Source organism: Epilithonimonas caeni DSM 17710, from assembly GCF_000426465.1.
GTDB classification, from domain to species: Bacteria; Bacteroidota; Bacteroidia; order Flavobacteriales; family Weeksellaceae; genus Epilithonimonas; species Epilithonimonas caeni.
Genome location: NZ_AUFK01000013.1, coordinates 265,339 through 279,575, shown reverse-complemented (window position 1 = coordinate 279,575; position 14,237 = coordinate 265,339). Strand labels below are relative to the sequence as shown.

Below are 14,237 nucleotides of genomic sequence, written 5' to 3'. Positions count from 1 at the left end.
ATCAGGCTTTATTTAAAATTAGATCAATATTTCTCTCGATATTTTGTGCGATAGATTCCATCGGGATATCATTCTCATCATTATTAAATGGGTCCTCTATTTCTTCCGCGATCAGTTCCAGACTCATCAGAACATAATAGACAAACATGGTAATCGGGATCATAAAAAATCCAAGATTCACGACATTCGCAATTGGAAGTGCTAAGACATAGAAAACAATAAATTTCTTGATGAAAGATGAATAAGAATAAGGAATAGGAGTATTTTTAATTCTTTCGCATCCACCACAAACATCCATAAAACCGGAAAGCTGAGCATCCAGAAACAACATTTCCGTATCCGATATTTTATTCTCCTTTTTAAGCTGATACAATTTTTTGGTCAACAAGAAAATCAATTCCGCCGGAGCATGATGTTTCAATTCTTTTTTCAAATCTGTAAAATCCTCATCCAGGACCAATCTTGTAGACTCTTTGGAAAGATGGGTTGCAAGCAAATGAGGAAAAAACTTAAGGTAACGTGCGATCTGAGTTTTGGATTTAACATCTTTATCATCCAAGATACTACTCACCTTAATCATAAAATTTCTGCTGTCATTAACGAGTTTTCCCCAAAGTTTGCGACCTTCCCACCATCTATCATAAGCTGTATTGGTCCTGAAAACCAACAACAAGGACAAAACAAACCCCAGTAGGGAATGAATCATCCCAACGTTAATTACAGACGATTTAGAATTCAAATGCAGATGTTCCACCTCCAAATAATAGATCCCGTAAGAATAAACTCCTACAAGCAGCATTGTGGGAAAAAGAATGCTTAAAGTATCAGACTTGTGAAGACTGATAAGGATTTTCAGGAAATTTTTTGTGTTGTAAGCGCGCATAGACAAAAATCTTAATGCAAAGATAAGTGTTAGAAATTTTAATTTTCGGATTGATTTCAACGAAATATTTCTAAATTTAAGCTTTTAAAAAACCAATCGATGTCCAATAAAGAGAAATTTATCACCGACCTCAATGCAAAATATAACCCGAAAGGCGAACATATCATCCTGGGGAAAGGAATGCTTGATGGCGAAGTTGTAACGGAAGTCAACGTTTCGATTCCTTTGAAAACCGTTAACAGACACGGATTAATTGCCGGAGCAACCGGAACCGGAAAAACCAAAACACTTCAGGTCTTCGTGGAGCAATTGTCTCATGCGGGAATCCCTACTTTAGTAATGGACATCAAAGGTGACCTTTCTGGAATTGCTGAAGCTGGGATAGAAAATGAGAATATCAAAGACCGATATTCTAAAACCCAACTGCCATATTCGCCGCAGAGTTTCCCTGTAGAATTGATGACGATCTCGGGAGCAAAAGGTGTGAAACTAAGAGCGACAGTTTTGGAATTCGGACCGATCTTGTTGAGTAAGATCCTTGGGCTGAATGACACGCAGCAAAGCATCATGTCGATCGTTTTCAAATATTGTGATGACAAAGCTCTGCCTTTGGTGGATTTGCAGGATCTGAAAAAAGTGCTGCAATATGTGACCGACAACCCGATTGGCAAGAAAGAATTGGCTGATAATTACGGTTCGATTGCGCCTGCATCTTTGGGAGCGATCCTCAGAAGTATTGTCGCAATGGAACAACAGGGTGCTTCTACTTTCTTTGGGGAACCAAGTTTTGATGTCGAAGATCTGTTAAAAACCAGGGATGGGAAAGGCGTTGTCAATATTTTCCGAGTGGATGACATTCAGAATAAGCCAAATCTATTTTCAACATTTATGCTTTCATTATTTGCTGAGATCTATATGACCTTTCCCGAGGAAGGCGACAGCGGAAGGCCAAAACTGGTCCTGTTCATCGATGAAGCACATTTGATTTTCAACGAGGCCTCAAAAGCCTTGCTTTCTCAAATCGAAACGATGGTGAAATTGATTCGTTCCAAGGGAATCGGGATTTATTTCATTACCCAAATCCCGGGCGATGTTCCGGAAAATATATTGAGCCAGCTTGGTTTGAAAATCCAGCACGCCTTAAGAGGTTTCACGGCGAAAGACAGAAAAGAAATTGATAAAGCGGTTGAAAATTACCCAATCACCGAATTTTATAAAGCTAATGAGCTCATCCAAAATCTTGGAATTGGAGAAGCTTTTGTAACCGCTCTGGATGAGAAAGGAATCCCAACGCCTTTGGTTCAAACTTATTTGATTTCTCCGGAAAGCCGAATGGATATTTTGACCTCTTCAGAGATCGATGATTTGACCAGCAACTCTTCTTTGGTCAGAAAATACGAGCAGACAATCGACAAAGAAAGTGCTTATGAGATCCTGAATCAAAGAATAGAAGAACATACTCAAACCGTAATTCCCCCGCCAACAAGAGGAAGGACCGCACAACCCAAAGAAGAACCGGGAATGTTTGAACAGGTCATCGAAAGCCGAGCCGGAAAAACTTTTCTGAACACCTTGGCGAGAGAAGGTGCAAAATTTATTTTGGGAATGTTCAGCATGAAAAAAAGAAGATAATAAAAACTATTTAATGGACTATAAGCTTATTGAGAAACTCCAAACTCTTTTACCTCTTGGCTATCTATACTTAATTATTTTAGGAATATTAAGAGACGGCGTTTTTTTCTATATGTTAGGAGTTAATTTTTTGAAATATTCTTCGATAATGGATATTTTGATAAGTCCGATTGCAGAATTGACTTCACAGCCAATCATTTTAGCGACAGTAATTATTCTTGTTTTGGGAATCATTTTGTATAATAATTTTCTTGCAAGGAACAGCCATAAAACCTGGGTTCAAAAATCAATGCTTTACTGGTCTTTTTATAAAAAAAATCCTAATGCGACAGAGCAGGATTTGAAACTTCATATCAAAAAACAAGTTTATTTTTCAGTAGCTTTTATGATTGCTTCTTTCTTCCTTGGAGGTGGTGTCGGAACCGGAATTAGTGTAAAAGATAAAATCAAAAATAACAACTTGAAAATCAAACACAGAATCACAGATGATTCTGGCAATCAGAAAGATATTTATCTTATCGATTCCAACAGCACTTATTTCTTTTACGTTGAAAAGGGAAGTAAAATTGTTACAATTGTTCCTGTTGGTTCTATAAAGAAAATAGAACTCATCAACAACAAAATGTTTGAGGAAGGAAGTTTCTCAAGTTTATTAACTTTGTAGAAGGAACAATGTAGATGTACTCAGTAATAGACATAGAAAGTAACGGAGCGCCTTTCCGCAAGGAAAGCATTATAGAAATCGCCATCTATCGTTTTGATGGTCACGAGATTACAGACCAATTTATCTCGCTCGTTAATCCCGAGGATGAGATTTCCAGCTTTGTACAAAAGCTGACCGGAATTACCTCAAAAATGGTTTTGACAGCTCCGAAATTTCACGAGATCGCAAAACGCGTGGTTGAAATCACACAGGATTCGACTTTGGTTGGACATAATATCGACTTCGACTACAGAATGCTTCGCCAATCGTTCAAACGACTTGGTTACGAATTCAAAATCAACACTTTAGATACGATTCCCTTAGCTAAAAAGTTGATCCCTGATGAGAAAAGTTATTCCTTGAGCAAACTTTGCAAGTCCATCGGCATTCCTTTGAGCGAAGCGCATCGTGCAAGTGGTGATGCCAGAGCGACTTTAGACTTATTTAAATTACTGATAATCAAAGACAATAACAACGAAATAATCCAGTCACAACAGGAAGAGAATCACGCAAAGAATTATATCAACAAAGTACAGCTTCTTACCGAAGACCTCCCCAACGAGCGAGGAATCCTGTATTTCCAAAATAGTGAGGGGAAAATCATCTATTCTGACGTTGTAGATGACCTTTACAAATCCGCTAAGAAAATCTTCGATTCTGATAAAGCCAAATACAAAAAACTGCAGGACGAGACCGAAAAGATCTCTTACGAACTGACAGGAACCGACCTCATCGCAAAACTGATGATGCAGAACAAAGGCATCCAGAAAAGACAGCCCATGACGTTCGGTTTGTTTTACAGGAAGAATAAATTCATCCTTGAAAAAATCAGAAAAACACAGGAAGAAAAACCGCTGTTGAGATTCAAGAGTTTTACACAAGGCTTAAAAGCCATCAATTACATCAAGTCCAAAGATGAGCTGAAAGATTTGATTGAATTCACTCAGAAAATCAATATCAAAAAAAGAAATGAGATCTGGTCTTCTTCCGGACGAACGTTGGGCGAAAAATCTTTTTTGGTGTTAGAAAAAGGAAAATTAATCGGATTCGGGTTTTACGAATTATTTCATCAGATCCAGTCTTTGGACAAAATCAAAAAGCTAATGTTGCCTGTTCCCAGATTTACTCAAGATTTGCATAATGATTTGCAATTGGCACTTTTGAGGAATGAGTTTGAGGTTTCTCCGCTTCCGGAAAAATAATTTTAGGCACAAAAGTTTTTCAAAGTGAAATCAATCTTTGTCATTCCGTAGGAATCTCAAAGATTGTGGTTAATTGTTAATCTTCTTTTTGCAAAACTGCAGCCCGACTTGAGCGGGAATCTTTTTTGCTTATTCTGCAAGTCTATTTTAATCTGAAAACTTTCTGCAAAAAAGATTGGAAGCCCTTTGACAAACTTAGCATAACTACAGGCGGAAAATAGCTGCCAAAATAAAAACCAATCCAAAACATTGCAGGATTTACAGATAAAATCTAATTTTGCAAAAATTTTTTAACAAAGCAATGCAAATATTTAAGCAAAACAAAATCGGAAAAAAGGGAGCTGTAAGGTTCTCTAAGGTTTGGAATGTATAAAGAGTTGCGTGCATAAGATATCTATTGCGGCAGACTCTTTTTATAAGAATCTGCCTTTTTATTTTAAAAATCTAACTTATGACAAATCAGGACTTGCTCAATGTAGCAAAAGAATTCGGGACACCCGTTTATGTGTATGACGTTAATTCGATACGCGAACAATATGAAAAACTGACCTCTTCTTTCTCGAAGAATACCAGATTTTTCTACGCAGCCAAAGCTTTGACCAATATCAACATCCTGAAATACGTCGAAAAGTTAGGTGCTTCCCTGGATTGCGTTTCTATAAACGAAGTGAAATTGGGCTTGAAAGCCGGTTTCACAAACGACAGGATTCTTTTCACACCAAACTGCGTGGACCTTGCAGAAATCGAGGAAGCGATGTCCCTGAATGTTCATATCAATATCGATAATATTTCGATTCTGGAACAATTTGGAAATAAATTCGGGGGTTCTTATCCGATTTTTGTGAGAATCAATCCACATATCTTTGCCGGTGGAAATTATAAAATCTCAACCGGGCACATCGATTCCAAATTCGGGATTTCCATACACCAGCTTCGTCATATCGAGCGTGTTATGAAATCGACCAACTTAAATGTAGAAGGTCTTCATATGCACACGGGAAGCGAGATCAAAGACCCGGATGTTTTCCTTCAGGGTCTTGACATTATGTTCGAACTGGCGGAACATTTTCCCAATCTGAAATATCTGGATATGGGAAGCGGTTTCAAAGTTCCTTATCAGGATGGCGACATCGAAACTGATGTAAAATCTCTTGGGAAAAAAGTGAATGCTGCAATTAAAAAGCATGAGGAAACTTCCGGGAAAAAATTCCAGCTTTGGTTTGAGCCGGGAAAATTTTTGGTAAGTAAAAGTGGACATTTCCTTGTAAAATCAAATGTTATCAAACAAACAACTGCAACAGTTTTTGTGGGTGTTAACTCCGGATTCAATCACTTGATCCGCCCGATGTTCTACGATTCTTATCACATTATCGAAAATCTTTCGAATCCGAAAGGTCCGGAAAGAATCTACACCGTTGTCGGGAATATCTGCGAGACAGACACTTTTGCGTGGGACAGAAAAATCAATGAAGTGAGAGAAGGCGACATCATCGTTTTCAGAAATGCAGGCGCTTACGGTTTTGAAATGAGTTCGAATTTCAATTCCAGATTGAAACCTGCAGAAGTGATGTTTTTGGATGGAAAGGCACATCTTATCAGAAAGAGAGACGAATTTGAAGATTTATTAAAAAATCAGATAGAAGTTTTATAAATTATTGTTAATCAGAACAGTTTTGGCATAAAATTTCTTTCTAAAAATTATATAAATCAAATACTATGAAATCATTACTATTTTCATTGGGCTTGCTAATCAGTTCATTGGCTTTCGCTCAGAATAATGACGTTGAAGAATCTATGAACATTGATATCCCTATGATGGATGCGTCTTCCAGCTCTGTAACTTACAATATTCGTGGCATCTATCAGATAAAGGACAGCTCTTGTAACCCTTCACAATTCAAAAGCCTGAGATATCCCGGAGGTACAGATGCATACATCAAGGAACTGAAGGAAAAATTGCAGCAAAACGTGAATTGGAATAGCTATACTGTCAACGGATTGTTCTTTGTAAAATTGGATATCACTAAAGACGGTGTTCTTTCCAAAGTTGAAGCGGGACCAAAAGTAGCGAACAGCGAGCCTTTCCTTAGAGATTTGAAAGACGCTGCAACCAAGGTTAACAAAACCTGGGTTCCTGCAAAATGCAATGGAAATCCCGTTGATTCGAAAGCAATCTTGAAAATCGATTTTTCATCGATGACTTACGATAATGCTTTTAATTAATAAATACAAGAAGCCGTTATATAAATATACCGGCTTCTTTATTTTTAACTAAAAAAGCATTCGGATTTCTCTAAATGCTTTTTTCTTCCTCATTCGGATTTTTCAATCTGAAAATTGATCCTTGCAAATCTAGGCATTATTTATTTCAGATAAAATGAACCTCGGTTAAGAAATCCTTCTCCTTATTCTGCTGAGTGCCTGTGGTGTTATACCCATATAAGAGGCAATATGTTTGAGCGGAATCATTTTGAAAAGACCAGGTTGCTCTTTCATCAATTTCAGGTATCTCTCCTCTGCGGTATCGCTTAGAAAAGAAAACTCTCTGTTCAATTTTTCTATATAAAGAGCCTCAACCGTCAATCTGCCGATAAGATTGCCCACAGTATGTGTTCTGTAAAGTTCCTGCAGATCATCATAATGCACTCTCCAAACCACCATATCGGTCAATGCCTCGACATTGCATCTGGAAGGTGTCCGCTGAGTGAAAGAATCATAGGCTGTCAGATACTGATAATTAAAAACAAATCTGATTGTCAAATCCTTATTTTCTTTTTCGAAGAAAAGTCTCGCAGTCCCTTTTTCTACAAACGACAAATAATTTTCTACTTCCCCAACTTTCAAAATAATATCCTTTTTTTTAAACTCTGTTCGGATATTGACCTTTGTAAATTCCTCCCAATGTTTTTCATCAAGAGGAATGTTTTTAGAAAGCAAATATTGTCTTATAAACTCCATTCATTTTTATTTATAGATAGAATTAAGTTCATTCATATATTCGTAAGCAGTCAGATCGAATTTCACAGGAACAATGCTGATAAAACCATCGGACAAAGCGGTTTCATCTGCATCTTCAGACTCATCCATATTATTGAAGTAACCGGTCAACCAGTAATATTTTCTGCCATGTGGATTCGTTCTTTCATCGAAGCTTTCTTCCCATTTTGCATTGGCTTGTTTACAAACTTTGATGCCTTTGATTTCTTCTTTGTTCAATTTCGGAATATTGACGTTTAGAACAACGCCTTTTGGCATGGGGTTTTCCAAAGTTTTCAGAATAATATCTTTGATAAAATCTTCTGCCTGGTCAAAATCGGCTTCCCATTTCAAATCAGAAAGAGAGAACCCAATGGCTTGCAGACCTTCTACGCCGGCTTCCACCGCAGCACTCATGGTTCCTGAATAAATGACATTGATGGAAGAATTTGCACCATGATTGATTCCCGAAACTACCAGGTCCGGTTTTCTCGGAAGGATTTTATCTAAAGCCATCTTCACACAGTCAACAGGCGTTCCGGAGCAGGAAAAATCCCTCTGAGGCCCATCAAGATTTAGTTCTTCAAAACTTAAAGTAGAATTGATGGTGATGGCGTGGCCTTTTCCACTTTGCGGAGAGTTGGGCGCCACTACAATGACGTCTCCAATTTCATTGACTATGCTGATTAATTTTCTGATGCCGGGTGCAGTAATTCCGTCGTCATTGGTTACCAATATTAATGGTCTGTTCATAAATTTTTCTTTTAGATTTTTTCCGCTTTTTTGCGAGTTTTTCAAAATTCTCTCAAAAATAACCAATTTATAATACTTTAATTAAAATAAGGTGTTAAATTTGGTTTCGTTTTTGAATACACTCGTAACTTTCAAAAGAAAAAAAATACTAATCCAAGTACAGATTTATAAATATATGTTCAAAAAAATCAAGTTCAAGAAACTATTGATGTTTGCGCCACTTATGACGCTGATGTTCTGTTTCAACTCCCCACAAAATGATGATGAAAAAATGCAGACCATAATGGTCAGCGTAAAAAATACACTTTCGTATCTTCATTACAGTCCGAAACCCATTAACGATGCTTATTCTCAGGATGTTTATGAGAAATATTTTGAAAGTGTAGATGCTTCCAAAAGATATTTTCTACAGTCCGATATGGATGAGTTCAAAAAACATTACACCAAACTGGATGATTACCTAAACAATGGAAATCTGATTTTTTATAAATTGACCATTGACCGTCTTTATCAGCGTGTTGATGAGATCGATAAAATGACTCAGGACATCCTCTCAAAACCAATCAATTTGGACGAGGATGATGTTCTGACAATCGAACCAAAGAAAAGAGTGAATCCAGTTGATGCCAAACAACAGCGTGAAGAATGGAAGAAATACATCAAGTATAACATTCTTCAAGAAATTGAAACATTGACAAGCAAAGAAGAAGCTCAGAAAAAGAAGAAAGATTCAGTTGTAAACAACAAACTTCCTGACACGATAAAATACACGCCACTTTCTATGGAAAAGAAGCGTGAAAAAGCGACTGCAGAAGTTAAAGATTTGATCACAGATTCTTTCAGAAGATTCAAGAAGAGAAAGAAAATGGACTGGTTCACAGTTTATATGAATGCTTATACCGAAGTTTTTGACCCGCACACCAATTATTTCTCTCCGAAAAATAAAGAAGAATTCGATATGCAATTCACCGGAAAAGTGATTGGCATCGGAGCTTTGATCCAAGAAAAAAGAGGTTACTTGTATCTTGGAGAATTGACAATCGGTGCGCCAGCTTGGAAATCAAAACAACTGACTTCCGGCGATAAAATCCTTAAAGTGAAATCAAAACCGAACGAAGAACCGGTAAACGTTGTCGGGATGCTGTCTGATGAAGCAGTTCGATTGATCCGAGGTGAAAAAGGAACACCGGTAACTTTGACTGTTGAGAAAAAAGATAAGACCATAAAAGAAGTAACGATGATTCGTGAAGAAGTGGCTATTGAAGATACTTTTGCAAGAAGTATTGCTGTAACTGCTAAAAACGGAAAAAAATATGGATTCATTTATCTTCCAAGCTTCAACGTAGATTTTGAAGACCCGAAAGGAAGAAACGCATCTGACGATATCAAAGCCGAATTAATCAAGCTTAAGAAAGAAAATGTTGAAGGAATCATTCTTGATCTTAGAAGCAATGGCGGAGGTTCTTTGACAGAAGTTGGTGACATTATGGGATTGTTTATGAACGCTGGCCCTTATGTTCAGGTAAAAGATAGTCGTGGAAAAGTTCAGACTTTGAGCAATAAATCTAATGAGCCAATCTGGACAGGTCCGCTTGTAGTAATGCAAAACGAATTGTCGGCTTCGGCTTCTGAGATTCTTGCAGGAGCTTTCCAAGATTATGGAAGAGCAGCGGTTATTGGTTCGCCAAGTTCATTCGGGAAAGGAACCGTTCAGACTTTTGTGGAGCTTAATAGATTCCTGAATACTAATGATGATTTCGGAGCTTTGAAATTGACTATCCAGAAATTTTACAGAATCACGGGAGAATCGACTCAAAGAAAAGGTGTGGAATCTGACCTTAAAATGAAAGATTTCTTCTCTTATTCTGACGTTGGAGAACGATTTGACCAGTTCGCATTGCCTTGGGATAAGATCGAAACGACTTCTTATAAGAAATTGACAGGACTTAATATTCCTCAATTGCAGGCAGAACTAGACAAGCAACTTGCTGATAACAACAATTATAAGATGTTGCAAGAATCTGCAGAGTGGAAAGAAGCTTTGGATAAAGAAGAGACAATCACTCTGAATCAAACCAAATTCAATGAGCTGATGAAAACGCGTAAAGCTCAAATCGATAAGTTCAAAGGTCTGGATAAATTCAATAATGGATTGAAATTTACCATTCATCCGGACGAAGCAGAACGTATCAAAAAAGATGAAGCATTTGCCAAGAAAACAGAAAACTGGAGAAAAAATCTTGAACGGGATTTCTATCTGGAAGAAACGGTAGATGTACTTTCGAAAATTAAATAACAAAAAAGGAACTCAAATTGAGTTCCTTTTTCTTTAGTATCTATGGCTTATTTTAAAATGGATTTTCTGAAAAATTAATTTTTAAAATATTCCACACCATTTTCGCCAAGAAATCCTTTTTTATCATTCATAGTTGTTACTTCGAATATTCCAAATTGCCAGCGTTCTTTAACGGGAATTGATTCTAAGATTTCTATTTTTTTATACTTTGGTTCAACTTGTTTGTAAGTAGAATTAAGAATAAATAATCCTTTTTTATTATCTTTTTCGATAAAACAAATCCCACCGAATTGATATTTTATTTTATCGTAAATGGAATCTAATAAGACTTTACCGGTCTCATCAATCAAACCAAATTTGTTATTATTTCTCACTAAAAAAGTTTTTTTGCCATAATTAGAATAAAAATCCTCTATAATATCATCATTTTCTAATACAATTCCGTCATTCTTGGTTACATAAACAACGTATTTTTTTTCGTTTTTTATTATGGCATAACCATCTGAAAAGCTAACTATTTTTCCATATTTACTTTCAATTCTATTATATTCTCTTTTACGTTTTTCATATTTTTCATTAATTTTCTCTTGATTTTCTTCGCTTTCGTAAACAGTATATCCTTGAATTACTTTCTTATCTCCTAAAATTTTCTCATCCACATAGTTGTCAATTTTACTGTCATCAAAAAAAGCAACCCAGTCAAATTTATTTTTGTCATCATTTTCTTTTCTTGGACGCCCTATCTGAGAATATAGAATCGGAATTACTAACTTACCATTATTATTTATTAGACCAACTTTACCATCTTTTCTTACCGTATAACTTTGGTTTAATGTTGGGAATATATTATCATATTCAATTGGAATAAAGTTTTTAAAGTCTCTTAGTAATCCAACTTTATTGCTTTTATAGACTAAAATGTTGTTTGAGAAATTTGATAATTCTAAAGAGTCTAAATCAGTTTCAGGAAGTAATGTTTTTTTATATTGATTAATTATAGAAATTTTGTTTTTCTTCTTAATCACATATTTTCCCATAAAATCAGAGTCAACTGCAAATTTTTCTAAGCCAGAGATAAAAGGTTTCGCTTTTACTATACCTAAAGTATCACAAAGTCCCCAAAGATTTCCATCTCTGTAAGGAATAAGTAATTCATTCTTCTTTGAATTTTGAGAAAATAATTTGAATGTGGTTAATAGGAAAATTAAAAGAATAGGTTTCATTTGGGTTTTTATTTATTACAAACATAATCATAAAACTTGAAAAGAAAACCGCTCAATTTCTTGAACGGTTCCAAAACTTAAATTAATTTATTCTTTTCAAGATATTCTTTTAATAATCCTACAGCAATGATAAAATTATTTTCGCTAGCAACCTCTAGTTCATCAAATCCCTTTTCCTGTCTATATAAATCAGCAGTAATGCCATTAATTTTTAAATTAAGCATTACATAACCTTGGTCTCCGCCTAATTTTATAACAATATCTTGATATTTATAAACCAAATAATAATAATATGTTTTCTCTTGTAAGTTTTCTTCTAATAATTCAAATTTAGAAAGCTTATCTTTCATTTCTGACTTAATTATATCAGCAGCTTTATTGTAGTCTGCTATCCATCTGTTATCCATTTCCATTTTCTGATTTTTTTTTTGTTATTTTTTTATTCGCCAAAGGTTTTCTTGTATTTTTTCAATAGAATGTTTTAAATCTATTGTCAAATAGTCTATTTCTTTTTTATAAAATCCGTCATAGAAATCTGGATTATAAGGGTCGTGACTTAAAAAAAACTCTTTATTTGCTTTTGCTTGTTGGTCTATAAACTCTTTATTTATTTTCCATATTTCTTCTTTGTCATTATTTGTTTTTAAAACAACTTCTTCCCATAAATCTCCTTTCATTTCAAAAAAAGTATGGTCTTTTCCAGCTCTATAATTATAAGATTCTTCTAAAGGTTCTCTAATATATTTTCCCAACATAACCTTTTTAGAACTCCCATTTTGTGTTGCTTTCCTTACTAAAATCCTAACTTCATATTGCTCTAATTTGATAACACTTTCTCCCAGCAATTTAGAAAATTTATTCTTTAGATACTTAGAAAATTCTCCGCCTTTAATAGCTTCTACTAATTCTTCAAACTCTTTTCTCAGCCATTTGAGCAAATCATCCGCAGTTGTTGCGACTTTCTTGCCAAGATTTTTAGAAAGATTAAGGCCTTTTGCACCAAGCTGTTCCGCCTGTTTGGTTACTCGGCTAATTTTCGCAGATAGCTCGGCGACCAAAGAACTACCTCCCGTAAAATAAGCAATTACAGCGTCCAATATTAGTTCAAATACAACGACTCCCAGAAAATATGCCCAAAAATATTCGTTCAGGCTTAGGAATTTCTTTTTCAGTCCGGAGAGAAATTCGGAAACGCCTTTCCAAATTTTATTATCGGAAAAAAGAGAAGTAATTCCTTCCAGGATTCTTGTAGAATTTTCTGCAAACAAATCCACAAAATCCTCTATAAATTCTAATTTTTCCTGATGTTTTGCTAATTCTAAAAGACTTGTCTTTTCATCTTCCAAGAATGGAACATTTTCTACCACCATTGTCAGAAGCACAATAATAGTTTGCCCCAATGAGATGAGCCCATTGATGACACCACACAGAAAGGCATTCATTTTGGCAAGTTCGATTCCAATCTTTTCTTTGATGAAGTTAGTCATCTGTTTTACAGAACTCAGAACCTGTTTGAAAAGTGTATTCAGCTTACCGTAAACCTTCTTAATGCTTTCCGGCATATAATCTTCAATAAGATTCTTTACATAATAAACGATAGCAAAGAAAATATCATCTGTAATATCAGGAGTTGCCCTTACAATATTGTAAACAACAGCGGTAGATATTTCTTCAAAAGATTCTACAAATCCGGAAAGTTTACTCAATCCTTTATCTACAATATTCTGTCTGTTGTTACCTGTAATACTATCCGAATAGGTCATAAAAGCAGGAATAGGCAAAATAGGCTTGTAGGTATAAGGCTGATAGCCGCTAGGATTTACAGGATTGGAATTACGGATATTCAAAAAATGTTTTTCGTAATCATAGTTTTCATCTGTGAATTTCCATTTTTCAATCGCTTCAATTCCACCTTTCAACCAGTCTGCCAATTGATTGTTTGCAGAAAATATTTTTTTGTAACCTTATTGATTTCGCTTTGTTCTGCAATTTCCAGATAGATGGCACCTTTCAGTAATGTGTAATTAAGATTTCTGTCTTTTGCAAGATTTTTTACAAATTCATTGAAACCATTCAGATTCAGATAATCATAAATAATTCCACGAAAATTAACTACTTGATTTTTACCGGAAATTCTTATGAAAAAATCTCGCGCTTCTTTGCTCATTTTTACGCGACAAGCCGTTCCGAAAAAATTACTTTTGTCAGGAGAATCTTCTTCATAAAAAACTTTAAACTCATTGGGAGCAGGCTCTTCTTTTTCATATTTATCAAAAACTTCAACCCCACTTTTGCATAAAACAAAAGTGTATTTTATTCTTTCAATCTCATTTGTTTCAGGAATGGTGTCAAAATCTTCTGGAGGAATAACAAAAGTTTCAAAAAAGGCATCTTGTTTGCCAAATGGACTATTGAGATTTCTGCTCAGTACATAATCTAATCTTTGCATCATAATCTTTGGTTTTTAAAATTATCATGAGCCAAATGTAGATGCGGGTAACGACAGAACTTGACGTATTATATTTTAATATTTGGCATAAAAAAAGGAACTCAAATTTGAGTTCCTTTT

General features: G+C 35.3%; 13 protein-coding genes. 6 read left to right on the top strand and 7 right to left on the bottom strand.

What is annotated here, in order from left to right:
- Position 1: 1 nt before the first annotated feature.
- Positions 2–883, bottom strand: a complete 882-nt coding sequence (locus K319_RS0106820; protein WP_027382971.1) for a bestrophin family protein — start codon at positions 881–883, stop codon at positions 2–4.
- A gap of 99 nt (positions 884–982) precedes the next feature.
- On the opposite strand from K319_RS0106820, the gene K319_RS0106815 reads away from it, so the two are divergent.
- The 5 genes from K319_RS0106815 (at position 983) to K319_RS0106790 (ending at position 6,643) form a co-directional block, all read left to right on the top strand.
- Positions 983–2,515, top strand: a complete 1,533-nt coding sequence (locus K319_RS0106815; RefSeq protein ID WP_027382970.1) for a helicase HerA-like domain-containing protein — start codon at positions 983–985, stop codon at positions 2,513–2,515.
- A 13-nt stretch (positions 2,516–2,528) separates the two neighbouring features.
- Positions 2,529–3,179, top strand: coding sequence for a hypothetical protein (locus K319_RS19950; protein WP_156907065.1), 651 nt, complete (start codon positions 2,529–2,531; stop codon positions 3,177–3,179).
- Positions 3,180–3,193: 14 nt separating this feature from the next.
- The gene (locus tag K319_RS0106805; protein ID WP_027382969.1) at positions 3,194–4,420 is read left to right on the top strand and encodes a 3'-5' exonuclease; all 1,227 of its coding nucleotides are present in this window, start codon (positions 3,194–3,196) and stop codon (positions 4,418–4,420) included.
- A 451-nt stretch (positions 4,421–4,871) separates the two neighbouring features.
- Entirely contained in the window at positions 4,872–6,071 is a 1,200-nt protein-coding gene (gene lysA, locus K319_RS0106795; RefSeq protein ID WP_027382967.1) for a diaminopimelate decarboxylase, read from the top strand.
- A gap of 65 nt (positions 6,072–6,136) precedes the next feature.
- On the top strand, positions 6,137–6,643 hold the full coding sequence (locus K319_RS0106790; RefSeq protein ID WP_156907064.1) for an energy transducer TonB: 507 nt from the start codon (positions 6,137–6,139) through the stop codon (positions 6,641–6,643).
- Positions 6,644–6,808: 165 nt separating this feature from the next.
- Here K319_RS0106790 and K319_RS0106785 read toward each other — a convergent pair whose 3' ends face one another.
- Positions 6,809–7,378 carry a Crp/Fnr family transcriptional regulator gene (locus K319_RS0106785; protein WP_027382965.1) on the bottom strand — a complete coding sequence of 190 codons (570 nt, stop codon included), beginning with the start codon at positions 7,376–7,378 and terminating at the stop codon, positions 6,809–6,811.
- A 6-nt stretch (positions 7,379–7,384) separates the two neighbouring features.
- On the bottom strand, positions 7,385–8,149 hold the full coding sequence (surE, locus tag K319_RS0106780) for a 5'/3'-nucleotidase SurE (protein WP_027382964.1): 765 nt from the start codon (positions 8,147–8,149) through the stop codon (positions 7,385–7,387).
- A gap of 175 nt (positions 8,150–8,324) precedes the next feature.
- Here surE and K319_RS0106775 point away from each other — a divergent pair, with 175 nt between their 5' ends.
- Positions 8,325–10,445, top strand: coding sequence for a carboxy terminal-processing peptidase (locus tag K319_RS0106775; protein ID WP_027382963.1), 2,121 nt, complete (start codon positions 8,325–8,327; stop codon positions 10,443–10,445).
- A 74-nt stretch (positions 10,446–10,519) separates the two neighbouring features.
- On the opposite strand, the gene K319_RS0106770 is transcribed toward K319_RS0106775, so the two are convergent.
- The 4 genes from K319_RS0106770 to K319_RS0106755 form a co-directional block, all read right to left on the bottom strand.
- Entirely contained in the window at positions 10,520–11,668 is a 1,149-nt protein-coding gene (locus tag K319_RS0106770; protein ID WP_027382962.1) for a WG repeat-containing protein, read from the bottom strand.
- Positions 11,669–11,745: 77 nt separating this feature from the next.
- Complete coding sequence (locus K319_RS0106765) at positions 11,746–12,081, bottom strand: hypothetical protein (RefSeq protein ID WP_027382961.1); 336 nt, start codon at positions 12,079–12,081, stop codon at positions 11,746–11,748.
- An 18-nt stretch (positions 12,082–12,099) separates the two neighbouring features.
- Positions 12,100–13,599: a hypothetical protein gene (locus tag K319_RS0106760; RefSeq protein ID WP_156907063.1), complete on the bottom strand. Its 1,500-nt coding sequence runs from the start codon at positions 13,597–13,599 to the stop codon at positions 12,100–12,102.
- A complete protein-coding gene (locus K319_RS0106755) occupies positions 13,584–14,120 on the bottom strand; it encodes a hypothetical protein (RefSeq protein WP_027382959.1) in 537 nt (178 codons plus the stop codon). Before K319_RS0106755 ends, K319_RS0106760 begins: the two co-directional genes overlap by 16 nt.
- Positions 14,121–14,237: the final 117 nt, after the last annotated feature.

Coding starts and splice junctions, on each gene's coding strand:
- K319_RS0106820 (WP_027382971.1), bottom strand. CDS start 883: ATGCGCGCTTACAACACAAAAAATTTCCTGAAAATCCTTATCAGTCTT.
- K319_RS0106815 (WP_027382970.1), top strand. CDS start 983: ATGTCCAATAAAGAGAAATTTATCACCGACCTCAATGCAAAATATAAC.
- K319_RS0106770 (WP_027382962.1), bottom strand. CDS start 11,668: ATGAAACCTATTCTTTTAATTTTCCTATTAACCACATTCAAATTATTT.
- K319_RS0106775 (WP_027382963.1), top strand. CDS start 8,325: ATGTTCAAAAAAATCAAGTTCAAGAAACTATTGATGTTTGCGCCACTT.
- K319_RS0106765 (WP_027382961.1), bottom strand. CDS start 12,081: ATGGAAATGGATAACAGATGGATAGCAGACTACAATAAAGCTGCTGAT.
- K319_RS0106755 (WP_027382959.1), bottom strand. CDS start 14,120: ATGATGCAAAGATTAGATTATGTACTGAGCAGAAATCTCAATAGTCCA.
- K319_RS0106785 (WP_027382965.1), bottom strand. CDS start 7,378: ATGGAGTTTATAAGACAATATTTGCTTTCTAAAAACATTCCTCTTGAT.
- surE (WP_027382964.1), bottom strand. CDS start 8,149: ATGAACAGACCATTAATATTGGTAACCAATGACGACGGAATTACTGCA.
- K319_RS0106790 (WP_156907064.1), top strand. CDS start 6,137: ATGAAATCATTACTATTTTCATTGGGCTTGCTAATCAGTTCATTGGCT.
- lysA (WP_027382967.1), top strand. CDS start 4,872: ATGACAAATCAGGACTTGCTCAATGTAGCAAAAGAATTCGGGACACCC.
- K319_RS19950 (WP_156907065.1), top strand. CDS start 2,529: ATGGACTATAAGCTTATTGAGAAACTCCAAACTCTTTTACCTCTTGGC.
- K319_RS0106805 (WP_027382969.1), top strand. CDS start 3,194: ATGTACTCAGTAATAGACATAGAAAGTAACGGAGCGCCTTTCCGCAAG.